The sequence below is a fragment of the Tumidithrix helvetica PCC 7403 genome, from assembly GCF_965232925.1.
GTDB classification, from domain to species: domain Bacteria; phylum Cyanobacteriota; class Cyanobacteriia; order Pseudanabaenales; family Pseudanabaenaceae; genus Tumidithrix; species Tumidithrix helvetica.
In genome coordinates, this window is record NZ_CBDDRA010000006.1 from 185,762 (window position 1) to 211,041 (window position 25,280).

At 47.3% G+C, this 25,280-nt stretch carries 23 protein-coding genes; 12 read left to right on the top strand and 11 right to left on the bottom strand.

The genetic code is table 11. The features are described from left to right. The first annotated feature begins 163 nt into the window (after nucleotides 1-163). Complete coding sequence (locus ACP2WE_RS08035) at nucleotides 164-481, top strand: NIL domain-containing protein (protein ID WP_425215033.1); 318 nt, start codon at nucleotides 164-166, stop codon at nucleotides 479-481. 200 nt (nucleotides 482-681) lie between these two features. On the opposite strand, the gene ACP2WE_RS08040 is transcribed toward ACP2WE_RS08035, so the two are convergent. Further along, nucleotides 682-1,323: a peroxiredoxin gene (locus ACP2WE_RS08040; protein ID WP_425215034.1), complete on the bottom strand. Its 642-nt coding sequence runs from the start codon at nucleotides 1,321-1,323 to the stop codon at nucleotides 682-684. A gap of 69 nt (nucleotides 1,324-1,392) precedes the next feature. Then, nucleotides 1,393-2,139, bottom strand: a complete 747-nt coding sequence (locus ACP2WE_RS08045; protein ID WP_425215035.1) for a helix-turn-helix transcriptional regulator — start codon at nucleotides 2,137-2,139, stop codon at nucleotides 1,393-1,395. 90 nt (nucleotides 2,140-2,229) lie between these two features. Between ACP2WE_RS08045 and ACP2WE_RS08050 the strand changes: the two genes are divergently transcribed. Both ACP2WE_RS08050 and ACP2WE_RS08055 read left to right on the top strand, forming a co-directional pair. Beyond that, complete coding sequence (locus ACP2WE_RS08050) at nucleotides 2,230-2,652, top strand: DUF6220 domain-containing protein (RefSeq protein ID WP_425215036.1); 423 nt, start codon at nucleotides 2,230-2,232, stop codon at nucleotides 2,650-2,652. 9 nt (nucleotides 2,653-2,661) lie between these two features. Next, a complete protein-coding gene (locus ACP2WE_RS08055; protein ID WP_425215037.1) occupies nucleotides 2,662-3,090 on the top strand; it encodes an MAPEG family protein in 429 nt (142 codons plus the stop codon). 50 nt (nucleotides 3,091-3,140) lie between these two features. On the opposite strand, the gene ACP2WE_RS08060 is transcribed toward ACP2WE_RS08055, so the two are convergent. Together ACP2WE_RS08060 and ACP2WE_RS08065 are read right to left on the bottom strand one after the other, a co-directional pair. Further along, nucleotides 3,141-4,493, bottom strand: a complete 1,353-nt coding sequence (locus ACP2WE_RS08060; RefSeq protein WP_425215038.1) for a cytochrome c biogenesis protein — start codon at nucleotides 4,491-4,493, stop codon at nucleotides 3,141-3,143. Nucleotides 4,494-4,676: 183 nt separating this feature from the next. Continuing rightward, nucleotides 4,677-5,630: an alpha-E domain-containing protein gene (locus tag ACP2WE_RS08065; protein WP_425215039.1), complete on the bottom strand. Its 954-nt coding sequence runs from the start codon at nucleotides 5,628-5,630 to the stop codon at nucleotides 4,677-4,679. Nucleotides 5,631-5,833: 203 nt separating this feature from the next. Here ACP2WE_RS08065 and ACP2WE_RS08070 point away from each other — a divergent pair, with 203 nt between their 5' ends. Then, complete coding sequence (locus tag ACP2WE_RS08070) at nucleotides 5,834-6,229, top strand: DUF4189 domain-containing protein (protein WP_425215040.1); 396 nt, start codon at nucleotides 5,834-5,836, stop codon at nucleotides 6,227-6,229. A 208-nt stretch (nucleotides 6,230-6,437) separates the two neighbouring features. On the opposite strand, the gene mutL is transcribed toward ACP2WE_RS08070, so the two are convergent. From mutL to ACP2WE_RS08095, 5 genes are all read right to left on the bottom strand, one after another. Further along, nucleotides 6,438-6,956, bottom strand: a complete 519-nt coding sequence (mutL, locus tag ACP2WE_RS08075; protein WP_425215041.1) for a DNA mismatch repair endonuclease MutL — start codon at nucleotides 6,954-6,956, stop codon at nucleotides 6,438-6,440. A gap of 198 nt (nucleotides 6,957-7,154) precedes the next feature. Then, nucleotides 7,155-7,409, bottom strand: coding sequence for an IS66 family transposase (locus ACP2WE_RS08080; RefSeq protein WP_425215071.1), 255 nt, complete (start codon nucleotides 7,407-7,409; stop codon nucleotides 7,155-7,157). A gap of 11 nt (nucleotides 7,410-7,420) precedes the next feature. Then, nucleotides 7,421-9,016: an MDR family MFS transporter gene (locus tag ACP2WE_RS08085; protein ID WP_425215042.1), complete on the bottom strand. Its 1,596-nt coding sequence runs from the start codon at nucleotides 9,014-9,016 to the stop codon at nucleotides 7,421-7,423. Between the two features lie 198 nt (nucleotides 9,017-9,214). Beyond that, nucleotides 9,215-10,573 (bottom strand): HlyD family secretion protein, encoded by a 1,359-nt coding sequence (locus ACP2WE_RS08090; RefSeq protein WP_425215043.1) that lies wholly within the window; start codon nucleotides 10,571-10,573, stop codon nucleotides 9,215-9,217. Between the two features lie 123 nt (nucleotides 10,574-10,696). After that, nucleotides 10,697-11,233 (bottom strand): DUF1269 domain-containing protein, encoded by a 537-nt coding sequence (locus ACP2WE_RS08095; RefSeq protein WP_425215044.1) that lies wholly within the window; start codon nucleotides 11,231-11,233, stop codon nucleotides 10,697-10,699. Nucleotides 11,234-11,581: 348 nt separating this feature from the next. On the opposite strand from ACP2WE_RS08095, the gene ACP2WE_RS08100 reads away from it, so the two are divergent. The 8 genes from ACP2WE_RS08100 to ACP2WE_RS08135 all read left to right on the top strand — a co-directional run bounded on the left by ACP2WE_RS08100 (nucleotide 11,582) and on the right by ACP2WE_RS08135 (nucleotide 21,637). Then, a complete protein-coding gene (locus ACP2WE_RS08100; RefSeq protein ID WP_425215045.1) occupies nucleotides 11,582-12,004 on the top strand; it encodes a hypothetical protein in 423 nt (140 codons plus the stop codon). 67 nt (nucleotides 12,005-12,071) lie between these two features. Next, the gene (locus ACP2WE_RS08105; RefSeq protein WP_425215046.1) at nucleotides 12,072-12,710 is read left to right on the top strand and encodes a histidine phosphatase family protein; all 639 of its coding nucleotides are present in this window, start codon (nucleotides 12,072-12,074) and stop codon (nucleotides 12,708-12,710) included. Between the two features lie 219 nt (nucleotides 12,711-12,929). Beyond that, nucleotides 12,930-15,341: a sucrose synthase gene (locus ACP2WE_RS08110; RefSeq protein WP_425215047.1), complete on the top strand. Its 2,412-nt coding sequence runs from the start codon at nucleotides 12,930-12,932 to the stop codon at nucleotides 15,339-15,341. A 27-nt stretch (nucleotides 15,342-15,368) separates the two neighbouring features. Next, nucleotides 15,369-18,242: a beta-phosphoglucomutase gene (gene pgmB, locus ACP2WE_RS08115; RefSeq protein WP_425215048.1), complete on the top strand. Its 2,874-nt coding sequence runs from the start codon at nucleotides 15,369-15,371 to the stop codon at nucleotides 18,240-18,242. A 66-nt stretch (nucleotides 18,243-18,308) separates the two neighbouring features. Beyond that, entirely contained in the window at nucleotides 18,309-19,418 is a 1,110-nt protein-coding gene (locus ACP2WE_RS08120) for a ferrochelatase (protein WP_425215049.1), read from the top strand. Nucleotides 19,419-19,431: 13 nt separating this feature from the next. Further along, the gene (locus tag ACP2WE_RS08125; RefSeq protein WP_425215050.1) at nucleotides 19,432-19,932 is read left to right on the top strand and encodes an anthrone oxygenase family protein; all 501 of its coding nucleotides are present in this window, start codon (nucleotides 19,432-19,434) and stop codon (nucleotides 19,930-19,932) included. 221 nt (nucleotides 19,933-20,153) lie between these two features. Beyond that, nucleotides 20,154-20,843 (top strand): BON domain-containing protein, encoded by a 690-nt coding sequence (locus tag ACP2WE_RS08130; protein WP_425215051.1) that lies wholly within the window; start codon nucleotides 20,154-20,156, stop codon nucleotides 20,841-20,843. Nucleotides 20,844-20,869: 26 nt separating this feature from the next. Beyond that, complete coding sequence (locus ACP2WE_RS08135) at nucleotides 20,870-21,637, top strand: ZIP family metal transporter (RefSeq protein ID WP_425215052.1); 768 nt, start codon at nucleotides 20,870-20,872, stop codon at nucleotides 21,635-21,637. A 248-nt stretch (nucleotides 21,638-21,885) separates the two neighbouring features. On the opposite strand, the gene ACP2WE_RS08140 is transcribed toward ACP2WE_RS08135, so the two are convergent. Beyond that, nucleotides 21,886-22,680: a potassium channel family protein gene (locus ACP2WE_RS08140; protein WP_425215053.1), complete on the bottom strand. Its 795-nt coding sequence runs from the start codon at nucleotides 22,678-22,680 to the stop codon at nucleotides 21,886-21,888. 345 nt (nucleotides 22,681-23,025) lie between these two features. Beyond that, complete coding sequence (locus tag ACP2WE_RS08145; RefSeq protein WP_425215054.1) at nucleotides 23,026-25,260, bottom strand: transglycosylase domain-containing protein; 2,235 nt, start codon at nucleotides 25,258-25,260, stop codon at nucleotides 23,026-23,028. Nucleotides 25,261-25,280 lie beyond the last annotated feature (20 nt).

The window sequence follows — 25,280 nt, forward strand, 5'->3', positions numbered from 1 at the left end:
TATAAAAACCCCTCTTTTTGAAGTCGCTGATTTCTGGGAAGCAATGTTATTCTCCCTCAGTAACCAAGATCACACCCACTTGTTGCTCACATTGGTTACCCTAGTAGATGTTGCAAACAAATTACAAACATAAAATCTAACTTTTTGAGTAGGAGACAAACAAATGCTCGCCCAAAGAGGCAATGAGCCTCACCCTAATGCTACCTCACCTGAAGACGATAGCCGATTAATGACAAACCAGATTACGATGCGGGTTCCTAGGAACTATCACCAAGAACCGATTATCTCTCGTCTCGTCATCGATCATGGCTTATTGGTCAATATTACTGCTGCCATTCTCGGCGAAAACTCGCAGGAAGATGGTTGGTTTACCCTAGAGTTAACTGGTACGAGCCACCAACTGCAAAGTGCCATTGTCTATTTAGAAGAACTAGATTTGGAACTTTGGGAAAAAACGAGTAATGAGGAAGAGAATTGGTAGGGTTCGATCTAAAGGGGTTGCTTTGAAGCAATCCCTTTAGATCTTTTGAAAATTTTACTACCTGTAAATTTCTCGGTTACACCGAACATTCTGTAGGGGGATTGCCCCTACGCTTAGACATCTGGGCAACCACAGGGGGATTGCCCTTACAGTGTGTAATTCAGGTTTTCTGATTTTCTGGAATACAACCTACATTCCTATTACTTATTAGGTTGAGGCGTCATACGCAGGTAGGGCTTAATTGGGGTAAAGCCTTTAGGAAATTTCGTCTTTGCCTCTTCATTAGATACCGAAGGAACAATCACGCAGTCCTGTCCATCTTTCCAGTTGGCAGGTGTAGCGACACTGTAATCATCCGTCAATTGCAAGGAGTCAATCACGCGCAAAAGCTCGTCAAAGTTACGTCCCGTGCTAGCTGGGTAAGTTAAGGTTAGACGCAGTTTTTTGTTGGGGTCGATGATAAATACTGAACGCACGGTCAAGGTGTTACCAGTACTAGAGTTGGGGTGAATCATCCCATAGAGCTCAGATACCTTTTTATCCGCATCGGCAAGAATTGGGTAATTGAGCTTTGCGTTTTGAGTTTCTTCGATATCACCCACCCAACCATTATGGGAGGCAACATCATCGACGCTCAAAGCAATGGGTTTAACATTGCGCTTTTCGAATTCTGGCTTAAGTTTAGCCACTTCACCTAGTTCGGTCGTGCAAACAGGGGTAAAGTCCTTGGGGTGTGAGAACAAAATTGCCCATGAATCGCCAATCCACTCATGAAAGCTGATCGAGCCATCGGTTGAATCTTGGGTAAAATCAGGTACTGTGTCGCCTAAACGTAGTGTCATAGATCGGTATTCCTATAGTCATTGTGTAGATTATTACATTATCACTGTGAACATTTTAAAAACTTAGCTCTAATTTAAAGATTGCTCTTTTACGCTTGTCTGTAGGGATCCTAGCGTTATTGCCACCAACTCTGCTCGCGAGGAAACTTCAAGTTTGCGGAACATCCGCTTCAAAGCCTGCTTTACAGAGTTCTCCGTAATCCAAAGTTCCCTGCCGATTTCTAAATTTGTGCGACCTAAAGCCACCAATTCGGCAATTTGTAGTTCGCGTGGGGTTAAGCGATCGCTTCGACAAGGTTGCTGCTGTGGACTGGCTGCACTCGTAGAAGCGCTTTGCGATCGCAGGGTTGCGACCCAAACCGACAGGTGCAAACAGATCGCGCTTAAATCCGATAGATTTTGCGTATCAAAGGCAGGGCTTGACTTTTCACGGGTACAAGCGACTGCACCCACCAATTGACCGCGATGGACGATCGGGCCGACCATCACATGCCAATGATCGGGACGGGGACAGACGATCGCCCATGCCTTGGGCGAACTGACTAATGCTTCATGGACGGGAGCATGACGCTCGACTAAATAACGCACCACGGGATTATATTCGACCGATAGCCCCAATCTTAGGATTTTCTCAAGCTTGCGATCTAATAAAGGAAATCGTTTTCGCAGCAGATCTTCCAGCGAATCAAAGAAAAAGATCCCCCATCTTGTCGCAGCAAAATATTCACCAATTTTTGGCACGATCTGCGATCGCAAGTCTTGTTCGCTCTGGGTTTGGTTGATGGCTTCAAACAGAAGACCCAAAGAACTTGTCATAGATAATGGCGTTTAAAGTGTACCCGATCGAGGTCTAGAAGCATTGAAGCGCTTAGCCTATAGTAGCTTTAATCTTAAAAATAACTCGATATGGTCACAAATTCTGATAGCGATCGCACTCCCATCGATTGGATGCAGATGGGCTTTTATGTTGCTGCGGTAGCGTTCAACCTCTGTTTAATTACTCAACTATTCACGGTTGGGGTTGCCTATTTTCAGAATCCTGCATGGTGGGATATTCACGTTTGGTTTGTACGAGGATATAGCGGGTTGTCTCTCGTTTTATTGGGATGGGTATTCGCTATACCCTACCCACGCAAGATCCGACAGCTCACAGCAAGCCTGCCAATACTACTGGGACTGCAATTTCTCAGCATTCACCTCCAGACTTCTTTTCACCTTGAGGTACTCCATCCTCTGATTGGATTTATACTGGTCTATGTTTCTGCAAGTCTCGTCCATAGTGTGTGGCGAAATTTAGCGCCGAGCGATCGTCAGAACGGTTTAGTTTAAGAGGCAACCATGAAACAAGAAGATATTTTCAGTCCCTTCTTTGCAACCATATTTCTGACACTTGTGGTTTGGGTATATATGTACGTCCGTCGGATTGGTTTCATCACCAGTCGCAAGATCTCACCCCAAGACCTTGCCCAGCCGAGCAAATTTGCAGAGACTTCGCCGCCCAGTATATCCAATCCATCGGATAACCTCAAGAATCTGTTTGAGATGCCAGTAGTTTTCTATGCGATCGCACTATACCTCTTTGTGACGCAGCAGGTGGATGCAGTGTATGTCAACGCTGCGTGGTTATTCGTAATATTTCGGGTACTGCATAGCGCCGTCCATTGTACGTTCAATCTAGTGATACTTCGGTTCTACCTCTACCTCTTCTCAAGCCTCACGGTATGGTTTGTCGTAATTCGTGCAGCCCTGACCCACTTTGGCATATAACGCCAAGAGAATTTGGAGGTAGGGGCAATTCATGAATTGCCCCTACTTCACTAACAGTTCACCAATGGAAGTTCCTGTTTGGGCATATCCTCTATCACCTGAACCATTTCAGACTCAAAATTTACTTGGGCTCGGTTGGTCTTACCACCCATATAGAGCGTATTCCCAACCTGTAAAGCCCATACCTGTGAATGGCTGACATAGCTGGCGATTACACCCAACATCAAGAGTCCAAATCCAGTGTAAACGACGGGAATTCCAGGATCTGCCTTGATTTGCAAGCCCGTACTTCCGACGACATCCTTTATGGTTAGCGTGACACCATTCACTTCGGTGCTGCCATTTAAGCGTAGCGTGGAAAGCAGATCTCCTTTCTCATCGTAGATCAAGAACGTACCTTGCAAATCAGGCGTGAGCAGGGTTACACCTGCGCTGAGATCTGTCTTTGTCGGAATCCAAGTTCCCCATACTTGACCACCGTTCGTTTTAGATTTGAGCTTTGTTAGAGGTAGCTGTAAAACGGGACTGCGATTGAGGGTAAACCGCACGGAACTAATATCCCAGTTTGCTTGATAGAGGGTTACGCCTCGATAACGCAAGGGCTTATTCACATGAATGGTTTGGCGATCGACTTCTTGCCCAGCCAAATCTAGGACAGAGAGATCGGAATAGAATTGATCGATCGCACCGTTAGGGGTGTAATCAATCCAAAAACGATTCACTCGCACCGACCAGTCTTTTGGAAGCTGCGGCTTTGACCATGCTCCAGATTCGGTAATATTTTTGATTTGAAAGGTCTCACCGCTAGGAACCATTTCTTGCGCGGTAAAACCTGTTAATGCGCCTAAGATTGCCCCAGCCAAAACTAGCAGCATACTGGCATGCACAAAGATGGGACCGACCTTGCCGATTAATCCTTTGCGGGCATAGAGGCGATCGTCAGCTTGAAAAACTTTATAGCCTTTTTGAATGAGCGCTTGAGACAGATCGTTGAGCGATCGTCCTGTGAGTTCTGTGGCGATCGGTAATTTGGCGAAGCTTTGCGGTTTGGTGTAGTAAAACCAACGCTTTGCCACCTTGAGCATCGGTAGCTGACGATTAAACGTACAGGCAGCGAGACTGGAACCAAACAAGATCAATAGCGAGAGAAACCACCAACTGCCATAAACCCGATCTAACCCCACGGTCAGGATGACTTGATAGGTCAGAAATCCGAATAAGGCAGGATGGTCGGGATAGTTGAGTTTGTAAAATTCCTGAGATTGCCCCTGCTCGATCACCGTGCCCGTAATGCTAAAGAGGGCAATCAAAAGCAAGAGCGCGATCGCTAGCTTTAGGTTTGCCAGCATCGGTATGAGTTCGTGTCGCCACAGTCGTTCGATCGTTTGCAATGCGTTCGTCATAAATCAAGCATGGAGCTTAAAGCTCTTTATCCCTATAGATATAAAAGTTTAGGTGTCAAAGTTAAATCTTTTCATAGATTCTAACTTTTCAGCTTATGACTTTAATGGAGAGTTTTAGAGCATATTTTCGCCTTAGACCCTATGTTTATTTTTTGAGAGGGAAGGGAGTATGACCATTGGGTTTTAAACAACTGGTTTTAGTGCAAAGAAAGTTTCCCCTACCTTGTTGCTAATGTCATTAAGGCGGGTTTGGAAGTGATCGAGGCATTCATGTAGACCTGATTGAATGATTTCCTCAATCGTGATGTAGTCTAGTTCTGCTCTCAACTGTCCAAGCGATCGCTCTAGGGGATTTGTCCAAATTCCTGGAGGGGTTCCATTAATCTGATAGACCGAACGTTCTGCTTGCAAAACGCAAAACTGCACGGAACGAGGAAATTCTCGCTCTAAAAGCAAAAACTCGGCAACTTGGTGAGGTGTGATTCGATGCAATCCTCGCTTGCGATACATCTCATAGGCACTTGCCGACTTGAGCAATGCCATCCATTCAATTTCATCAATTGTTGTACCGACATGGGTAATCGAAGGTAAAAGGATAAAGTATTTAACGTCTAAAATACGCGAAGTCTTGTCTGCTCGTTCTAAAAATCTTCCCACTTGACCAAAGTGCCAACCTTCATTGTGGGTCATCGTTGCATCCATTACCCCTGCAAACAGATGACTAGATAACTTCACTTTATTAAAAAATTCATGTAGCCCCGATAAAGGCTGTCCAGGAGAAGCATCTTTTACAAACAGATAGAAGTCATTGACCTGCTCCCACATCTCCGAGGAAATGATTTCTCGCACAGACCTTGCATTTTCTCTGGCAGCTTGCAAACATGAAAGAATTGAATTAGGATATTCGCGATCGAAGCTAAGAAATTGAATTACATTCTCTGAGGTCGAGGAACCATATTTCTCTTTGAACAGGGATAAATCACCTGTAGTCATCACAAGAGGTTCCCATTGTTGCGGTACGCTGGAAGGCAAATCTAACATTAACTGTAAATTAACATCTACAAAACGTGCTACGTTTTCTGCCCGTTCGATATAGCGGTTTAACCAGTAAATTGAGTCAGCAACTCGACTAAGCATATTGCGGTTTGATGGTATTAAGACCTTGCAATAATAGTTTTAACCTAATTGTCTGCAATTCACAAATTGCGATCGCTTTTAAAGGCTCCTGTCATTGCTAAAAAACACAAGCGAGCGAGATCTAGATCACAAATCTCTAATCTTCTTTAACCTTAATATTGGCTATATAAATTAAGTCGATACATTGATTCAGTGAGGTTTTTATGGTGCGGAAATTTTGTAGTTCTCTGGCGATCGCTGCTGCTGCTGTTCTTCCTCTCGTGGTTGCTGGTGGTATGGAGGCTTATGCCCAAAGTTTTGGGGCGATCGCCCACTCTCGATCTACGGGTGACAAAGGCTATGCATGGAACTATAGTACCCGTGCAGCCGCTGAGCGCAGTGCGCTGTCTCAGTGTACGAGTATTTCTGGTGCAGGAGATTGTAGAGTGTTGATATGGGTACGCAATGCCTGTATGTCAATTTCGGAAGGTTCAAATGGCGCAGTAGGGACTGGTTGGGCGACAGATACAAGTACTGCTGAAGATCAAGCTGACAATGTATGCAGAAATTACGGTGGTAGAAATTGTGCCCCCATTCGCACGATTTGCACACCAGATTAATTGAGGCTTATATCTGTCGTCCTAACTTCAGTTCTCATACCTAGCCCACAAGCAGACGGGGTATGAGAATTGAGAAGAGGGGTACTGTTCTCAGTAGGGACATGGACGACTTTTCCCGAACGGCAAGTCAATCAGCCGCAATCGCAAGCAACAAGCCGAATGCTAGATGTAGTTTGTACTTTTGATTCTCAAAGTGTGACGGGGCAATCTAGATTTTGCGAACTTGCTGCGCGATCGCAGGCAGTACCTGCAACCGTGAGGGCAATGTGGCAAAGAGGCGATCGACCGTAACCACTGTTCCCAGTGCGATCGCTACGTTTTTAGGATCGCCCAATAGATTCCCCGCATGGTCGTAACGAACTTGCCAGCCTGCATTGTCGGTATGCTTGCGACTGCAAATTTGCAGATCGGCAAGTTGGGCAAGGCTATGTAGCGCTTCGCCTCTAAAGCCCAAACTATCGATCTGTTGTAAATCTTGTTTGTAATGAATTTTGCTGGTGGTGTGGGGAATAGCGGCTTGCTTGAGGTCGGCTAAGTCCATACCGCAGCCATTGTCGCTCACTTGAATGCTGAGCGTATCGGTCCAAATTGAAATTGCCAAACGGGTAGCTCGGGCATCGATCGCATTTTCTGCCAACTCACGTACCACCGCCGCCAAAGAGTCAATTACTTCTCCTGCCGCAATTAAATGGACGACTTCTGTGGGTAAAGTTTGAATCAATTGCATTAAGTTGTGTGTCTTGGCTGTTCGGACTTAAATTAGGGTGCGATCGTATCTTCTATTTACCTTTATACTCTTACTTAAATTTTACATCTTGCTTGATAACTTGCGCCAAAAATCGCATCTTCTTTCTCGATCGGCGATCGCTTTGCTAATTTCTGTACCGTACTTTATAGGCGATCGCAAAAAAATCTAGGTAATTGCTCAACTTAGAGGGAATAAGGCTTCGAGAGGGTTCAAAGCCGCAAGAATCGACTGAAAAGCAGATAAACCTTGTCGCTTTCCAGTATTGACAATAGAACGAACAGCCGCAAATAGATCTTTTCCCCAATCAGAACGAAAGCCATTCGTGATTTTTCTAAATATGACACTCCAACGGAGTGCTTGTTCGCTTGCGTTATTTGTGGGTGGAATCGTGGGGTCATCTAAAAACAGAAATAAGTTTTCCCGTAACTCCAGATAACGTTTCTTTAATGAGCGCCGCTAGTATCGGTAGACTTCACCTTCTTAAAAAACAAAATTGCTACACCACTCAATAACAAGGCAAAACCGACGAAATAAAAGCAATCATTAAAAGCCATTATGTAGGATTCGCGGCTAACTGTATTGGCGATCGCTTGATATGCCTGAGACTTTGCCGCGATCAAATCCGAGCCTTTACTGACAAACAACTGGGTCAGCTCATCTACGCGCTGCTGCGTTGCGAGATTATACAAAGACACCGCATCCCCCAAACGATTGGAGTGGAACTTCTCTCGCTGGGTTAACAAAGTCGCCAAAGCGGCAATTCCAAAGGAACCGCCCAAATTTCGCATCATGTTAAATAAACCACTTGCCGAACCTGCTTGAGCCTTTGAGAGCCCTGCCGTAGCTACTGCCGATAGCGGCACGATAATTAACGGCTGACCCATGGCTCTGACCAATTGCGACCAGCGCAACTGATCGATGCCACTGAGATTCGTCAGATCGGAATTCATAAAACAGCTAATCGAAAATAGACTTACGCCCACACCAATCACCAAGCGCAAATCCACAAGCTGAATCAGTTTCGGCACAAAAGGAATTAGAAATAATTGTGGTAATCCCGCCCACATTAACACCTCACCAATCTGGAGTGCGTTGTATTTCTGAATTTGCACGAGATACAAAGGTAAAAGATAAATGGAACCATATAAGCCCACTCCCAGTGAAATATTGACGATACTAGCCAGCCCAAAATTGCGATCGCGTAACAGCCGCAAATTAATAAATGGTTGTTTGCGCGTTAATTCGATCCAGAAAAATATGGATAGGAAAATTGCCGCGATCGCGCCCAGCGTCACAATCAAGGACGAACTAAACCAATCCTTGCGAGACCCTTCTTCTAACACCACCTGTAACGATGCTAGCCCAATCGCCATGGAGATGATTCCCCACCAATCGCCTTGTTTTAGCAATTCTGGTTTCGCTGGTTGCGGCTTGATGCCATACCACACGCCCGCTAGGAGTAATACCCCAGGAACGATATTGAGATAAAAGATATAGTGCCAACTCAAATTATTCGTCAACCATCCGCCCAAGGTGGGGCCAATCGAAGGGGCAAATGTGGCAGTAATTCCAAATAACGCCATGCCTATGGGTTGTTTAGATGGGGGCAAAGTGACCAACATATTGGTAAATGCCATCGGGATTAATATCCCCCCTGTTGCTCCTTGACAGGCGCGAAAGACAATCATGGAGGACAAGTCCCAAGCAGAGGCGCAGCAGATAGAAAAGAAGATAAATAGCGCCGCATTGACTAAGATGTAACGTTTAATCGAGAAGACTTGGGATAACCAACCTGTCAAGGGAATTACCACAATCTCAGCGACGAGATAGGCTGTGGAAATCCAAGAACCTTCCTCTAGGGTTGCACCTAGGGCGGCTTGGATATCTTGGAGGGAGGAATTCGTGATTTGAATATCCAGTACTGCCATAAATGCGCCCAGCATACTAGCAGCGACCCCAATCCAGATTCTTAGAGGGACATCATCGGGTGGACGAGTAGAAAGTTGGCGTTGGTTACGAATTGCTCTGGTATTCGCCACGGTTTTGACACGGTATAGTTTTTGTTTCTGGTTGCTCGATTCGTAACTAAGCCTGTTTTCTATTCTTTAATGGGTAAGGGGATAACAATTCCTTATCAGAGATACTCCCTGTTCGGCAAAAAACAGCCGATAGTTTCTCGATCGCAGCGCAGGTAGGAAGAATTTAGGCTCATTTGCTTGCATAGGGTTGGCGGAATATTACTTAATCTCAACCGTAACTTCCGCAGACATACCTGCCGTAATCCGCGATTCATATCCTTTGAGGCTTTGGGGGTCTAGGGTGATTTTGACGGAAATACGTTGGACGATTTTGGTGAAGTTACCCGTCGCATTATCGGGGGGTAAAAGTGCGAATTGAGCGCCAGAGGCTGGAGCAATGCTCTCTACCCGACCCATAAAAACTCGGTCGGGAAAGGCATCTAGCTTAACTTCTACGGACTGTCCAGCTTTAATGCGATTCAGTTGGGTTTCTTTGAAATTAGCCACGATCCAGTAATTGTTCTCTACCACTGCCATGAGTGGCGAGCCCACTTGGATGCGGTTGCCAACTTCAACGCTTTTCTTACCAATACGTCCGGCGCTGGGTGCGAAGATATCGATGTAGGCAAGCTGCAATTGTGCGTCCTTGAGAACCGCTCCTGACTTCGCGATCGCGGATTGAGCAGCTTCGTATTCACTGCGATTAACGGTTGTTTGTTGACCGCTGGCGACGGCCTGTGCCAACTCACCCCTAGATCCTGAAAGCTTGGCTTGAGCGCTGGTGATTCCTTCCTGTGCTTGGGCTAATCTTGCTTGAGCCTGTTGCACGGATTGGATTGCCGAATTTCTCTGAGCTAGCGCCACCTCGTAGGCGGTTTTAACGGTACCTAATTGTTGACTAGAAATTGCACCTTCCTTATACAGTATGTTATTACGGTTGTAGTCAGTTTGGGCATTTTCTAAGCTGGCGTTAGCCTGTTCTACCTGTGCTTGAGCAAGGGAAATTCCCGCTTGGGCTTCTTGGGCGATCGCCTGGGCATTCGCAATGGAGGCTTGCGCAATGCCGACATTTCCCTGAGCTTGGGATGTCCTACCGCTGGTGGTTTCAGAGGCTAGTTCTATATTGGCTTGCGCGGCATTCGCCGTTCTCTTTGCCGATTCTAGCGCGGCTTCTGCTTCTTGGACTTTATTCTCATAGTCCTTAGGATCGAGCTTCACTAATAGCTGCCCTGACTGCACCTGTTGATTATCGCTCACGAGAACGTAGGTGACGGTTCCCGCAATTTTGCTACTAACTTGGTGAATATGCCCGACCACGGAAGCGTTATCGGTCGATTGATGGGTGGAGGCATACTGCCAATAACGATAGCCAAACGCGATCGCCACAACTGCCCCAACGCCCAATCCTGTCAGAATATAGGCGATCGGTTTAATCCGCTTTGGTGCTGGTTTTTCTGGTTCCTCGGGTAAAGATAGTGCGATCGCTTCTTTTTCTGTATTAGCTGCTGGTACGAATAGAGGTGGCGGAGTTATTGATGGATTCTTTAGTTCTTCAAATTTATCTTTGTTGGTAATCACATCTTTCTCCTGTTAAATTAAGGACTTGATAGACTATTCCTGTGATGGTTGTTAACAAAAGAGGTAACACCATTCGAAAATATTGGATGCGATTCTTGCTGGAAGTTGTCATAGGTAATTTCCTTAAAGCACTTTATAGATACCCCAATCTTGAACGCCTTGGGTCTTCAAAATTGCTTCGGCACAATGGATCTCGTTATCTGTTCCCTCTATCACAACTAAATATTTGCCTTGAAGTAAACTGTCGGTGTAAATGCTGGACTGCTTGGGAGACATACTGTTACCAAACGCGCCTCCAAGCAAACTGCCGCCGACTGCTCCATAGAAACTGCCAACCGCCATGCCCAGAAGGGCAACTCCTCTAGCACCTGCGAATACAATCGTTCCCACACCAGGCAGGATAACACTTGCCAATCCAAGGAGTAACCCACTGGCAGCGCCTAATATTCCACCACTCAACGCGCCTATTTCCAACTGCTCAATCGTTTGATGCCGAGAGAACTCACTTTCAGATATTGCCACATCATCAGGCGCTACAGTCTGCGCGACCAATGTGATCTTGTTTAAGGGAATTCCAGCCTCTTTAAGGCGATCGAGGGTAGACTCTGCGACATATCGATCGGACAACACACCCACAGCACTTTTATGTTCTAGATCCATCTTTTTCTCACTGTATGTATTGAAGTCTCGATCTAAATGGAATCGTGGGCATCAAAAGCAAACTAGCCTTTATTCGCATAATTACTATGACAAGCGATCGTTCTATTCCATGAATGAATAGATTGAATATGATACAAAACGTAACTGGCTGTTAGTTTTTTGGTAAGCATTGCGATCGCAGATGCAGGATTTTGAATGTACGATACTGATTTGAGAATTGCTATAAGCATTGTAAAGTTTAAATGCATTTCGATGAAACTCATGCAATTCAACCACTCCCATCAACACGATTTCAAACATCTCTGGTTCACAATTAAGTAGAATTCCACACACTAAGCTAGGAAAAGAATGATGAGTGAAAAGATTGACAGCTTTACCAATATCTTTCGAGGCAAATTAAACGATATCGACGATCGCTTGTCCTCCGTCAAGGCAACCATAGAATCTGCCGCTGAGGAAACCCAAGCAACGATTGAATCTAAGCTGAATGAGGTTAAAGCCAAACTAGAGAAGAAGAAAGACGAATTCGCAACCTACAGAACCAAACTTGCTGAGCTAGCTACAGAAAAGCAAGCTGAGGTCAAATCAAAGGTTGAGGAATGGAAAACGAAACAGGAATTTGAAGAACTTAACCGTCGCGCCGATCGCGCCGAACACTATGCCGCTAGTGGAATTATCGTTGCTATGGCAACCATCGATGAGGCAGAAGAGGCAATTTTAGAAGCGATCGCTGCCCGATTAGACGCAGATAACGCCGTGAAGGTTAAGTAAGCCCATACATTCACCCGTTCTGAATTGGGCTAAACTCAACAAGTAAGCTAAATTCAACGAGAATGAGATGAGTCTAACCCTGTATTTTCTGCGCCATGGAGAGACGACTTACAGCCAGACTGGGGGCTATTGCGGGACGCTCGATCCAGACTTGACGGATGAGGGGCATCGCATGGCGCAGGCGTTTGCAGCGACCTATCAAGAGATCGCTTGGACTGCGATCTATGTCAGCCCGATGAAGCGAACCATTGCCACAGCCAAACCCCTCTGTGAGGCAGTGGGAATGGAGATGCAACTGCGCGATGGACTCAAGGAGCTTCACTATGGTGAGTGGGAAGGCAAAACCCCAGAGTACGTTAAGGCAACCCATCTCGATGACTACATCAAGTGGTTAACTGAACCAGCTTGGAATCCCCCTACGGGTGGTGAGACCGCAGTAGAAGTAGCCAGCCGAGCTACTCCTACGATTAGCAAAATTGAGTCGGAGCATTCCGAGGGAAATGTGTTGGTGGTTTCCCACAAGGGAACCATTCGGATTCTCCTATGCAGTCTGTTGGGAATCGATCTAGGACGCTATCGCGATCGCATCGATATGCCTGCTGCCTCTGTAAGTGTAGTGAAGTTTGATACCCATGGGCCCTTGCTACAACGTCTCGGCGATCGCGCTTATCTTCCTGACGACCTACGCGAGCGATCGGGAACTTAGTCTGTAAGTGTTTCAACTCTATAGCACCCAAAATCCCGCAATTCTGGGGCTTTAAGAGATTGCTCACTTCTAGAATTGGCGACTGAGGGGAGCTGAATCCTATTGGCTTCAATACAATTTATCTCGTAATCAACCAATTCATGTAGCAAATCAAACGTTGGTCGCTCAGAGTGATGGTAGTGACTCCCGCGATCGCGCTCTTCTCGCCCCCTAATTCCTATGAATAAACTGATTCAAGCCGTCTTAAGTAGCGATGAGAAAACGGCTCTACATCAGCTCATTACCGCATTGAGCCGCTCAGGTAAGCGCTATTTCCTGAGAAATGAGATACTGCAAGCGTTTACGGAACATTGCGATCGCCCTGAGCAAATCGGTCATTCCTATCACGGATCTTCTCTGAGCCAACTGATTCACTACACCCATGAAATCATCTTGGATGAGAACTATATCTGGTTGTTGCTGCGCCCTTGGATTGCCAGTCAGCAAGCTTGGCGATTAACCGTAGACCTATCTGAGGGGATAGAGATGACACCGCAAGCATTATTGAATGCCCGCGATCGCCAGGTTAATCGCAGCCAACCCCACATCTTGACCCTAGATTTCTCAGCGTTTGACCCAGCATTTCCCGCGATCGACGACCCCAGAAATATCGGTCAGGGGCTAGACTTTCTCAACCGTTATCTCTGCAACAAGCTGCTCACCGAACCTCAATACTGGGTAGAAGCACTGTTTAATGCCCTCCACGTACTCGAACATGATGGCAGGCAACTGTTAATCAACGAGCGAATTCATTCAGGAGTTGAACTCTCACAACAGGTCAAGCAAACGCTCAAATTTTTGGGTGAGTCTGCTGCTGATGCCCCCTATGCCAGCATCCATCCTGACCTGCAAGCTCAGGGCTTTGAGCCCGGTTGGGGCAATACGATCGCCCGAGTCCGCGAAACGCTGGAACTGCTGAATCGCCTGATTGATGACCCCGAACCTGCCATTTTAGAAGCGTTTGTTTCCCGCATTCCCGCCGTCTTTCGGGTGGTACTTATTTCCATTCATGGCTGGATGGGGCAAGAAAGCGTGCTAGGCAGACCAGAAACCCGAAGTCAGGTTGCCTATGTCCTAGAGCAAGCAACTAGTCTAGAACATCAACTGCGCCTAGAGGTGCAGCAAGCTGGTTTGGATCTACTGGGTATCTGTCCTCAAGTAATCGTTCTGACGCGATTGATTCCTAACTGTACGGGAACGCAATGCGGTCTTCCCTTCGAGCCCATTGAAGGCACTGAAAACGCTTGGATCCTGCGAGTGCCGTTTCGGGAATTTAACCCCAAGGTGACCCAGAACTGGATTTCTAAATTTGAGATTTGGCCCTATTTGGAAAGCTTTACGGATGATGCTGAACGGGAACTATTAGCAAAACTAGGTGGGCGACCAGATTTAATCATTGGAAACTACAGTGATGGCAATCTGGTGGCGTCACTGCTGGCACGTCGCTTTGGATCCACCCAATGCAATATTGCCCATTCTCTCGAAAAGCCCAAATACCTGTTTAGTAATCTCTATTGGCAAGATATGGAGGCGCAGTACCACTTCTCTGCCCAATTTACCGCCGATCTGATCGGCATGAATGCCGCAGACTTCATCATTACGGCATCCAATCAAGAGATTGTAGGCACACCAGAGAGTATGGGGCAGTACGAGTCTTACAAGTGCTTTACGATGCCAAATCTCTATCACGTCATCGATGGCATTAACCTGTTTAATCCCAAATTTAACCGCGTTCCACCCAGCGTGAACGAACAGATTTTCTTTCCTTACAGCCAGCGCGATCGCCGAGATGTAGAAACCTCTTCTCGGATTGAGGAATTGATTTTTAGCGGTGAAGATCCGCGAATTTTTGGGCACTTGGACAACCCGAACAAACGCCCAATTCTGGCTGTTGACCCGATCAGCCTGAGCAAAAATTTGGCAGGGTTGGCAGAATGCTTTGGACAAAGTACAGACCTGCAAGCCCAATGTAACCTCATCTTTTTGACGAATGTGATGTTTGAGGCAGAGGATGTCAACCCTGAGGAAGCCCAAGCGATCGCTCAACTCAAGGATGCGATCGATCGCTATCATCTGCATGGCAAGATTCGCTGGTTAGGACTCTTTCTGCCCAATCGCGACGTGGGAGAAATGTATCGGATTATTGCCGATCGCAGGGGCATTTTCGTACACTTCGCCTTGTTTGAAGCTTTTGGACGCACGATTCTGGAAGCTATGAGTTCTGGGTTGCCGACCTTCGCCACCCAATTTGGCGGAGCCTTAGAAATCATTGAGGAAGGCAAGCATGGGTTTCACATCAACCCCACCGACCTAGAGGGAACATCTGAGAAAATTCTGCACTTTCTCGATCGATGTGACGCGCAGCCTCAAGTCTGGCAGGATATTTCCGACCAAGCGATTCAGCGAATTCACGAGCAGTACAACTGGCAGAAGCACACCCAACGTCTGCTCCAACTGACCAAGATTTACAGCTTTTGGAATTGTACGAACAGCGATCGGCGGGAAGTCCTGCACCACTATCTGGAAGTTCTTTTCTATTTACTCTATAAACCCCGAGCCGATGGAATTTTGGCAGAGCACATGCAACGATGACCCACTGTCCTTCTCAACCCAATCCCCATGAATACCCTAGCTTCTGGCAACTTGATTTACACGGACTGGACGCTGATCGAACCTCAGTTTGATGTGCAGCAGTTGCATGCCAGAGAAACCGTATTTACGATCGGCAACGGTTATTTGGGCACGCGGGGCAGCTTTGAAGAGGGCTATCCCCATGCCATACCTGCTACCTTAATCCATGGGGTTTACGATGATGTGCCTGTCGTTTATACCGAGCTTGCCAATTGCCCAGACTGGCTGTCCTTAGCGGTGATTGTCAATGGCGAAAGGTTTCGGCTCGATCGCGGTGAAATCCTTCAGTACGAGCGCCAGTTGGATTTGCGCTACGGTATCCTCACTCGCTCGGTGCGCTGGCGAAGCCCCATTGGGCAGATTTTAGATTTACGGTTTGAGCGTTTTGCCAGCTTGGCAGATGAGCATGTGCTAGGGCTTCGCTGTCATCTCACGCCCGTCGATTTTGACGGTGCGATCGAGCTGCAGTCCAGCATCAATGGCTATCCTGAGAATGAAGGCTACAATCACTGGGAACGACTCGACCAAGGTAAAACGGAGCAGGGAATTTGGTTGCAGATGCGCACCCGTAGCTCCCGCATTGAATTGGGAATAGCGACGAGTCTATCCTTGGTTGGCGCAGATGCCGAGATCCAATTTACGAATATGCCCGGTTATCCCACCTTGGCAACCACCTACCGAGCAACGGCGGGGCAGACCGTGACGGTGGAAAAAGTGGTGACGGTGTTTACTTCCCAAGAGGTGGAACAGCCTCTGCCAGCGGCTCAAGCCAAACTGGCGACTAAACCCACCTATATCGCCTTGCTCGAAGCAAATCAGCAGGCTTGGGAAATGGTTTGGCAGCACAGCGATATTGCGATTGAGGGCGATCGCACGGCTCAATTGGCAGTACGCTACAACCTGTTTCAACTGTTGATTGGGGCTTCACTGCACAACGATCGCGTGAGCGTACCTGCCAAAACCCTATCAGGCTTTGGTTATCGGGGGCATGTTTTTTGGGATACCGAAATTTTTATCCTGCCCTTTTTTATTTTTACCCAGCCAGATCGGGCGCGTAACCTGCTCTCCTATCGCTATCACACCCTAAATGGAGCGCGGCGTAAAGCCAGCCATAGCAGCTATCGGGGAGCGATGTTTTCTTGGGAAAGCGCAGCAACTGGGGATGAGGTCACGCCTCGGTGGTCTTTGCCGAACGATCCCTATGCCGCAGATGTGAGGATTTGGTGCCGCGATCGCGAGATTCATATTAGTGCTGATATTGCCTATGCGATCTGGAACTACTGGCAGGCAACGGGTGACGATGCATGGATGCGAGATTACGGAGCTGAGATCGTCTTGGATACGGCGATTTTCTGGGAGAGTCGGGTTGAGTGGAATGCCAGCCAATCGCGATATGAACTGTGCAATGTCATTGGTACCGATGAATATCACGAACAGGTGAATAACAATGCCTTTACCAATCGGATGGTGCAGTGGCATCTGCAAAAAGCATTGTCCGTTCAAGCATGGCTGAGTCAGACCTTTCCCGATCGCGCAGCGGAGCTTGCCCAGATCCTGCAACTCACAACCGAGCAGCTATTACATTGGCGCACCATCATCGCGGGTTTGTATATTCCTAAGGATACTGCCACAGGATTAATCGAGCAATTTGAGGGTTTTTTCAAGTTGGAGGATATTACCTTGAGCGATTATGAACCTCGCGATCGCTCCATTCAAGCTGTTTTGGGCATTGATGCCACAAATAAGCGACAGGTGCTGAAACAACCCGATATCCTCATGCTGCTTTATCTGTTGCGCAGTACCCGAGAACTGCCCTACAGCTATGACGTTTTGCAAAAAAACTGGGATTACTACGCTCCCCGTACGGACATCACCTATGGTTCGTCCCTCGGTCCTGCCATTCACGCGATCTTGGCGGCAGATGTGGATCGCGCCGCAGAAGGCTACCAGTTGTTTATTCAAGCTGCCATGGTCGATCTCGAAGATACCCGCAACAATACTAAGGATGGCATTCATGCCGCTTCCGCTGGTGGTGTTTGGCAAGCGGTCGTTTTTGGCTTTGGGGGCATTCAACTCACCGATCGCGGGCCGATTGCAACCTCTCAGCTCCCACCCACTTGGACGCGGCTCCAGTTCAAGCTGCACTGGCATGGAACTTGGCATAGTTTCGATCTATCCCCCGATCGCCCGCGATTCCTTGATATTCGTGGCTTTATCTTTGACCTCGATGGCGTTTTGACCGACACCGCAGAACTACACTATCTCGCTTGGCAAAGGCTTGCGGATGAGTCGGGTCTAACCTTTAGTCGGCAGGCCAATCAAGCCTTAAGGGGGGTGTCGCGACGAGAATCGCTCTTGCTGATCGTCGGCGATCGCCAATATCCAGAAACCCAGCTACAGGAGATGATGGATCGCAAAAACCGCTACTATGTGGAATCGATCGCAACGATTTCCGCCAAGGATGTATTGCCAGGAGCGGTGGATCTATTGGCGGAACTTCGCCAAGCGGGGATAAAGATCGCGATCGGCTCTGCCAGTAAGAATGCCCGTAGCGTAATTGAAAAATTGAACTTGATCGATGCTGTGGATGCGATCGCGGACGGGAATAGCGTCCAACGGTCTAAACCCGCTCCCGATTTGTTCCTTCATGCTGCGACGTTACTAGGGCTTAAGCCTGTCCAATGTGTGGTGGTTGAAGACGCTGCGGTTGGAATTGAGTCGGCGATCGCTGCGGGGATGTGGACGGTTGGGCTTGGATCTGTCGATCTCCTGAAAACGGCTCACATTATTCTCCCCAGCCTGATGAATGTTCGCTGGAGCGATCTAAAAGCGAAATTAAACGCAATGATTCGAGCGGGATAATCGAATTCCCAAACCATTTTTCATTCAATCCATCACAAAAGCAGTAATGACGGAGCCAACATTCCCATGATGAATCATCAATCTCAAGCAACCATTTCCGTCACCCCACAAAATAAAGACCGCGTTGCCGTTTTGCTTGCAGGATATGGAGAAGTGCAATCTTACCGCGATCTGAGTCGTTACAATCAGGCGGCAAGTAAGTACATTGCAGCTCAGTTTGTGCCAATCCCAGACTGGCTATACCCCTTGGCTGGCAAGATTCTCGCCCTGCAAGATTTGTACAATTTTGGAGTCAAGCATCATCAATTCCATTCACCTGAAAATGAGATTTTTGAAAAACAGCGTCTCGGCATCGAAGCTCTGTTGCAAGAGCGTTGGGGCGATCGCGTACAGGTATTTAAGGGATTCTATTTCTGTCCGCCCTTTGTACAGCAGGTTGTGTCAGACATTATTCAGCAGGGGTTTGAGAACTTACTAATCTATCCTCTGCTGGTGGTCGCTTCTGCCTTTACTGGTGCAATTGCGATCGAACAAGTCAATGAAGTGATTGCCGCCAAAGCACCGCTAAATCACCCTCAACGGGCTCCATTTAAATCAGTTCGCTACATTCCCTCCTTTGCAACGGAGCCTACTTATATCGATCTGATGGTGCGTCAACTCAAGGAAGCCCTAACGAAGTCCTTAGCAAGTGGCTTTTTTGAGTCTCAAATTGGCATTGTCCTCACCGTTCACGGGGGACCCGACAAAGCCCAAGGCCTTTTGACGGGAACGATCGACGGGCAAGCCCTTTATGATGGCGTGCGATCGCAAGTACAACAGCAATATCCGCTAATCTCGATTGGCTGGGTCAATCATGATATCCCCTTCACCAAGTGGTCGCAACCCGATCTAAAGCAAGCTGCCAAAAGTTTGATTAATGCGGGTGCGCAAGCCATTCTATTTAAGCCCCTCGGTTGGGTGACTGAGAATTTTGAAACCCTTCTCGATGTGGAGGATGCCATTCAAGCTCTACGGCGTCAGTATCCCAAGGTAACCTATGTGCGGCTAGAGTGCGTCAACGACGATCCTGATTTTTTAAAAATCGCCGTAGCATGGGCAAATCCTCAGATTGAATCCATGTTGACCGCACAGCCAATCCTGATGGGGGCGATTGGTTCTACCCTTGATGACCGTTGAAAGGTAAAATAAAATGAACTTTATCCGAACCTGTCGATTCATGACACTGATGTTGACTTCCTTAAGTCTCAGCCTGTCCATGACACATTTGCTGGAGTTACCGCAAAGAATGCAGTTTGAACAGCAACTTTGGGTTAAAGTGACGGTTTTGGAAAATGTTTATCGGTTGTTTGGCTCCGTCGGCGCAGTTTTTGAAATCACAGCGATTCTGACGGCAATTGTGCTGGTATTTCTTATTCGTCGGCAAGGTTCAACCTTGTACTGGACTTTGGGTGGTGCAATTCTCTTGGTATTGGCGTTCGTGAGTTGGATCGTGTTTATCGCACCCATGAATGCTGAATTCGCGAGATGGTTGACCAATCCTATTCCATCGGACTGGACGCGGTATCGCGATCGATGGGAGTATGCACATGCAGCAAACGCCTTGATTAAAATCATTGGGCTTGGGTTGCTCATCATTTCTGTGCTCGTTGAAACGCCAAAAAAAAGCGCGATCTATTCTGAGCAGGAGTAAGAAAACTGCAACCAACAGGTCATAAGAAAGAGCTTCTCACTGTTGAAGATCGTCTAGCAGTTTCAATAAGATTCATCTCGTAATTCATCAATTCATGCGGTAAGTCAAATAGCGATCGCTCAAAGTAGTGATTAAGCACAATCGTGTATTCAATATCGATTGGATGACGGTCTTGTAAAGTGCCTTTGCGAATTCCCCCTATTAAATCAAGGACAAAGACTATGACTGCGATCCACACCATCAAGAGAACCGATGCAGAACTTAAAGCTGATATCCTTTCTGAACTCGAGTACGAACCCAGCGTAAAGGTCACAGATATCGGTGTCTTGGTGAATAATGGCACGGTGACACTCAATGGCTATGCAACCAGCTATGACGAAAAATGGAAAGCTGTACGTGCCGTGAAACGGATTGTTGGGGTGAAGGCGATCGCGGACGATATCGAAATCAAATTTCTGAATCCTCAGCATCACATAGATGGAGATATTGCTGCTGCCGCCGTAAATCACATCGAGTGGTGCAAGTCAATTCCAAAAGACAGTGTCAAGGTGACAGTTAGTAAAGGCTGGATCACGCTAGATGGCGAAGTGGAATGGGGCTATCAGAAAAACGATGCCGAAGACGTCGTGCAACTCTTATCGGGTGTCCAAGGAGTATCGAATCTGATCTCGATCAAGCCCAAACTAACAGCAACGGCAGTCGAAACGGCGATTAAATCGGCATTCAAGCGTAACGCTTTGGTTGATGCAACCATGATTCATGTGAAGACTGACGGTGGCAAGATTACACTCAGTGGCAACGTTCGGAACTTTACCGAGCTAGAGGAAGCCGAACGAGTTGCTTGGGCTGCGCCGGGAGTACTTCATGTGGACAATCAACTCACGATGATGGAGTTTACGGATTCGCACTAGATTCAGCCGTTCTCTAAACCCGTGGAATGGTAACGACTAAAATTGGCATAACCAGACAGTTCATGCAGACATTTATTTTTGCGTTAATCCTGTCAGCCTTACCCGTTGTCAGTAACTTCATCGGTGCCACGATCGCTGAAGCGTTACCATTATCCAAACATACCCTAGGACTGGCATTACATGCTGCGACGGGTGTGCTACTCGCGATCGCTTCCACCGAACTGCTGCCCAAAGTTATTTCAGCAAAACCAGTCTGGGCAACAACTCTGGCAATGTTTATGGGCGGAGCTTTTTACGTGTGGGTCAATCAACTTCTCAACTTGAGCAAAAATCGCCTGCGGGGGATTGATGGCAATAAGGTCGCTTGGGCGATCTTTCTCAGTATTGCGATCGATTTGTTTGGCGATGGCTTAATGATTGGCACTAGTCTCACCATCTCCACCCATTTAGGCGTGACGCTGGCATCGGCGCGAGTTGTCGCTCACATTCCAGAGGGATTTGTCACCAATGCCGAGTTTAGAAGTCAAAATATGCCACGCAAACAGCGATTTTGGATGCTTGCTGCTTTTATTATCCCCGTTTGGTTGGGGGCAACCCTAGGGTATTGGGGATTGCGCGGACAATCCGAGCTTCCTAAGTTGGTTGTGCTGGCGTTTACAACGGGTACTTTAATCACAGCGATCGTCGAAGAAATTATTCCAGAAGCGCATCAGGCTCAAGACACAAACTGGTCTACCTTGACATTTATTGGAAGCTTTGCACTTTCGATTCTATTTTCTACCTACCTTGAGTAACGTGAATTCGGGTTAAGGACTTAAGCTCAAAGCAAGCCAACTTGTTGGAACCGAGGGGTTTGATCCCCCTGCCCTATCGGGCATCCCCCTTAAAAAAGGGAAGTATATTCTCCCCCCTTTTTCAAGGGGGGGATCTTTGGGATGTATAGCGTTGCAGGTTCTCTTATCTCGAACTGACGTTGAGTAATACCCATTTCAATTAAAATTGCAACAGATCGGGATTTGAAAATGGTGTAATGCACCTTTGACTATAGACGGGATTGGATATCTTTTCGCAATGCGGCAATTTCAGCTTGGATGGTTTGCAGGGATTGCTCACGGGCAATATCAGCGTCATTGTGGTTGACATCTTGACCCACAAAAAACGTAGCAAGGATGGCAGTCGCATAGCCAAATATTGCAAAGGAATATACGGCTAACAGAAAGCAAAGCACTCGACCTTCCGATGTTTTGGGAAAGTAATCCGATCCCATCGTCGTCATGACCATGGCTGTCCACCAGATCGCATTGCCGTAGCTCGTGAGCGTACTTCCAGTTTCGTTGCGCTCAAACTCATACATGCCTGCGGCTCCCATCAAAGCCACGAACAGGGTTAGCGCCACAACATAACCAAACCCTCGACGGCTAGCATTGCCAGAGAGCGACTTCATGCCTCGATTGATCCGAGCCAGAACGCGCAACAATTGCAGCCCTTGCAACCCAGGTGCGATTCCTAACACCCGAATGATGCGTGTAACGCGAAATATCCACAATGCTGGGAGCAGAAGCGCAAATGCAGTTAACCAATTGTGCTTTAAATAGTTGAGTTTCTGGGGGGTAAGCCACAATCGCAGCATGAAATCCAAGATAAACACAATCCAGATCGTTATGCTTGCTGTGTTTAAAAGTGGAAAGAGTCCCCAAACGAATTCAACGATCAGCAAGGCTGTCCATGCAAAACTCAAGACGAGCATGGGAATTTCTAGCCATTCCTCGACCTGTTGTAAGATTTCTCGCCGTTCGCGATCGATCGATGCTCTGTTAGCTAGATTTGAATCGCTCATAACATTGACTCAAAGTTGTCCGTTCCCATTTATTGAAAATTCCAAAATTCTAAAGCAATGGATCGCCATGGGAAAGGGACAGGTATTCAAAATCACACTAGCACACTAAACCCAATCGCCCCAAGGCTTTTATCGGTTCTCAAGGTTATTATGATTTTTGATAAAAATTTATATCGTAATCAATCAATTCATTCAGTAAATCAAACAGCGAAGCCCTACTGCGATGGAGACACTTGAAAGATCGGTGCAGAACGTCCAAAATTAGCCAGTAAGAAACATAGTTCTTCTATTCTTACCTTGCAAACGTGCCGTCTCTAAACAGACAATGGAAAGCAAGAAGCCCTTTTAGCGAATCGCATTTTTCATATAGTCGCCCCAAACCTGAGCCGCTAGAAAACTGCTACCTGATGTCACACCCTCATCATTGCCGAGCCACACGGCTGCTACCACCTGACGGCTGGGCACAATGCCAATAAACCAAAGATCTCTGCCTTCGTCGGTTGTACCGGTTTTTCCCACCACTCTCGCTTGTGGAATCGCTGCAGCGCGACCTGTACCGTACTGTACCGTACCCGTCATCAGATCGATCATCGTATTGGCGAGATTCGCATCGACGGCTTGACGTGGTGGGAAGTCTTGAGCAGCATCGAAAATTACGCGACAGGTTTTTGTGTCTTTAGGATTTTTGCAATCGCGACTGTCGAGAATCCGTTTGATCGCATGGGGTTGATTGTAAACGCCTTGATTGGCGATCGCACCGTAAGCCCCCACCATTTCGAGCATGGATACTTCAAAACCACCCAAGACTAGGTTTGAGGTCGGTTCCATCTTGGACTTTACGCCCAACCTCCGCGCCATTTTGATCACATTCTCTAATCCCGCAGACTCAGCCACCCGTAAGGCTACAACATTCTCAGAAAGTGCAAAGCCACGATACATATTGATGCTACCCGATCCGCCATTGTGACAACCTGCGATTCCCTGTGTAGAACTACAGGAGAAGACTGTATTGGGTGAAATTCCTCGATCGATCGCTGCGGCATAGTCAAAGAGCTTAAAGGTGGAACCTGGCTGACGCCGTGCTTGTGCGGCTCGATTGAACTGACTGGTTTTAAAATCGACACCACCCGTCATCGCTAAGATCGAACCATCTTTGGCATCGATGGTGACGATCGCACCTTGATTGAATCCATAACCAGCACCATCGCGAGCCACACCTTCTTTCAACGCAGCATCTGAAGCTTTTTGCATCTCCACATTCAGATTAGTCTCTACGATCAGATTGCCTTCTCTGGCAAAATTCTCGCCCAAAATTTCTTGCATCTCATCAAACACATAGCCGTAAAAGTAGGGTGCGATCGTGCCCTGCACCTTGCTCTTTGCCTCTAAGTTCAGTCGCAAAATCGAACGCCTAGCCCGTTCTGCATCTTCTTCTTTGACAACGCCTAGCTCAGCCATGCGATTGAGAATGCGATCGCGATATTCAATGGCGAGTTGTTTATTCTTAAATGGATTGATTACTTCAGGCGCGGGTAAAATTCCTGCGAGGGTAGCAGCTTCTGACAGGTCGAGTTCCGAAGCAGATTTGTTGAAATATAACTTTGCCGCATCTTGAAAGCCATAGACCCCATTTCCGAGGTAAACGCGATTGAGATAAATCGTTAATAGATCGTCTTTGCTGTAGTTTAAGGTCAGCTTAATTGCCGCTGCGGCTTCGCGCCACTTGCGTCCGGCTGAGTCATCTTTTCCCACATAGGTGCGACCCAACAAATTGCGAGCTAACTGTTGTGTGATCGTACTAGCTCCTTCTCGCAGGGAACCACTACGCACATTCGTTACCAAGGCGCGTAAAACCCCAATCGGATCGACACCGATATTCCAGTAAAAGGAAGTATCCTCAGAGGCAATTACAGCTTTAGGCAGAAGTTGCCCAAATTCGTTGAGATGGGTTAGCTCTGTATGCTTAGCAATATCCTCAGGCCCAATGGATGTGGTTCCATCACCTGATAAGACCTCAACGGGGCCTTGTTGGCTGACAGGTAAGGGGCGCACATCGGGAACTTTACTGACTTCCAGCGCGATCGCTAAAACCAATAAACCCACAGCACTGGCAATGCCGATACCCGTATATTGCAAAGTGCGAATATACCAAGGCGGGGGATCGATAAAGCGCAGGGTAACGGCAGCTTCTAGCTCGGGTGGGCCTAACGTGATCGCCATATTGTGACGCAAGGGCGAAGATTTCAGGCGTTGGCGGCGACGATAAATGCCGTTGGTTGAATTTAGATCGGTAATTACAAATTGCGATTTTTTTTGCTTGCTGTCTCGCACCAACTGGGCGTGTACTTGGCTGACCAATGGGGTCTGCACCACAATGTCACATTTACTACTGCTGCGTCCCAAGGTGTAGCGATCGCCGATCAATTCGTAAACCTCAGGCTTTTGTTTTGCCGATAGCCGCACTTCTAGTTTTGGGACTCTGGCTTTAGGCTTAAGTTTCAGGGCAGCGCCAAGCTTACTAAATGCTGGATTGACTACCTTAGTAATACTGGTCAGCAACTTAGACTTGGGTTGTGTCATAGCAACAGTTGGGTGGAATA

Excerpts from the sequence above, each read along its gene's own strand:
- ACP2WE_RS08035 (WP_425215033.1), top strand. The coding sequence starts at position 164 with ATGCTCGCCCAAAGAGGCAATGAGCCTCACCCTAATGCTACCTCACCT.
- ACP2WE_RS08040 (WP_425215034.1), bottom strand. The coding sequence starts at position 1,323 with ATGACACTACGTTTAGGCGACACAGTACCTGATTTTACCCAAGATTCA.
- ACP2WE_RS08045 (WP_425215035.1), bottom strand. The coding sequence starts at position 2,139 with ATGACAAGTTCTTTGGGTCTTCTGTTTGAAGCCATCAACCAAACCCAG.
- ACP2WE_RS08050 (WP_425215036.1), top strand. The coding sequence starts at position 2,230 with ATGGTCACAAATTCTGATAGCGATCGCACTCCCATCGATTGGATGCAG.
- ACP2WE_RS08055 (WP_425215037.1), top strand. The coding sequence starts at position 2,662 with ATGAAACAAGAAGATATTTTCAGTCCCTTCTTTGCAACCATATTTCTG.
- ACP2WE_RS08060 (WP_425215038.1), bottom strand. The coding sequence starts at position 4,493 with ATGACGAACGCATTGCAAACGATCGAACGACTGTGGCGACACGAACTC.
- ACP2WE_RS08065 (WP_425215039.1), bottom strand. The coding sequence starts at position 5,630 with ATGCTTAGTCGAGTTGCTGACTCAATTTACTGGTTAAACCGCTATATC.
- ACP2WE_RS08070 (WP_425215040.1), top strand. The coding sequence starts at position 5,834 with ATGGTGCGGAAATTTTGTAGTTCTCTGGCGATCGCTGCTGCTGCTGTT.
- mutL (WP_425215041.1), bottom strand. The coding sequence starts at position 6,956 with ATGCAATTGATTCAAACTTTACCCACAGAAGTCGTCCATTTAATTGCG.
- ACP2WE_RS08095 (WP_425215044.1), bottom strand. The coding sequence starts at position 11,233 with ATGGATCTAGAACATAAAAGTGCTGTGGGTGTGTTGTCCGATCGATAT.
- ACP2WE_RS08100 (WP_425215045.1), top strand. The coding sequence starts at position 11,582 with ATGATGAGTGAAAAGATTGACAGCTTTACCAATATCTTTCGAGGCAAA.
- ACP2WE_RS08105 (WP_425215046.1), top strand. The coding sequence starts at position 12,072 with ATGAGTCTAACCCTGTATTTTCTGCGCCATGGAGAGACGACTTACAGC.
- ACP2WE_RS08110 (WP_425215047.1), top strand. The coding sequence starts at position 12,930 with ATGAATAAACTGATTCAAGCCGTCTTAAGTAGCGATGAGAAAACGGCT.
- pgmB (WP_425215048.1), top strand. The coding sequence starts at position 15,369 with ATGAATACCCTAGCTTCTGGCAACTTGATTTACACGGACTGGACGCTG.
- ACP2WE_RS08120 (WP_425215049.1), top strand. The coding sequence starts at position 18,309 with ATGATGAATCATCAATCTCAAGCAACCATTTCCGTCACCCCACAAAAT.
- ACP2WE_RS08125 (WP_425215050.1), top strand. The coding sequence starts at position 19,432 with ATGAACTTTATCCGAACCTGTCGATTCATGACACTGATGTTGACTTCC.
- ACP2WE_RS08130 (WP_425215051.1), top strand. The coding sequence starts at position 20,154 with ATGACTGCGATCCACACCATCAAGAGAACCGATGCAGAACTTAAAGCT.
- ACP2WE_RS08135 (WP_425215052.1), top strand. The coding sequence starts at position 20,870 with ATGGTAACGACTAAAATTGGCATAACCAGACAGTTCATGCAGACATTT.
- ACP2WE_RS08140 (WP_425215053.1), bottom strand. The coding sequence starts at position 22,680 with ATGAGCGATTCAAATCTAGCTAACAGAGCATCGATCGATCGCGAACGG.
- ACP2WE_RS08145 (WP_425215054.1), bottom strand. The coding sequence starts at position 25,260 with ATGACACAACCCAAGTCTAAGTTGCTGACCAGTATTACTAAGGTAGTC.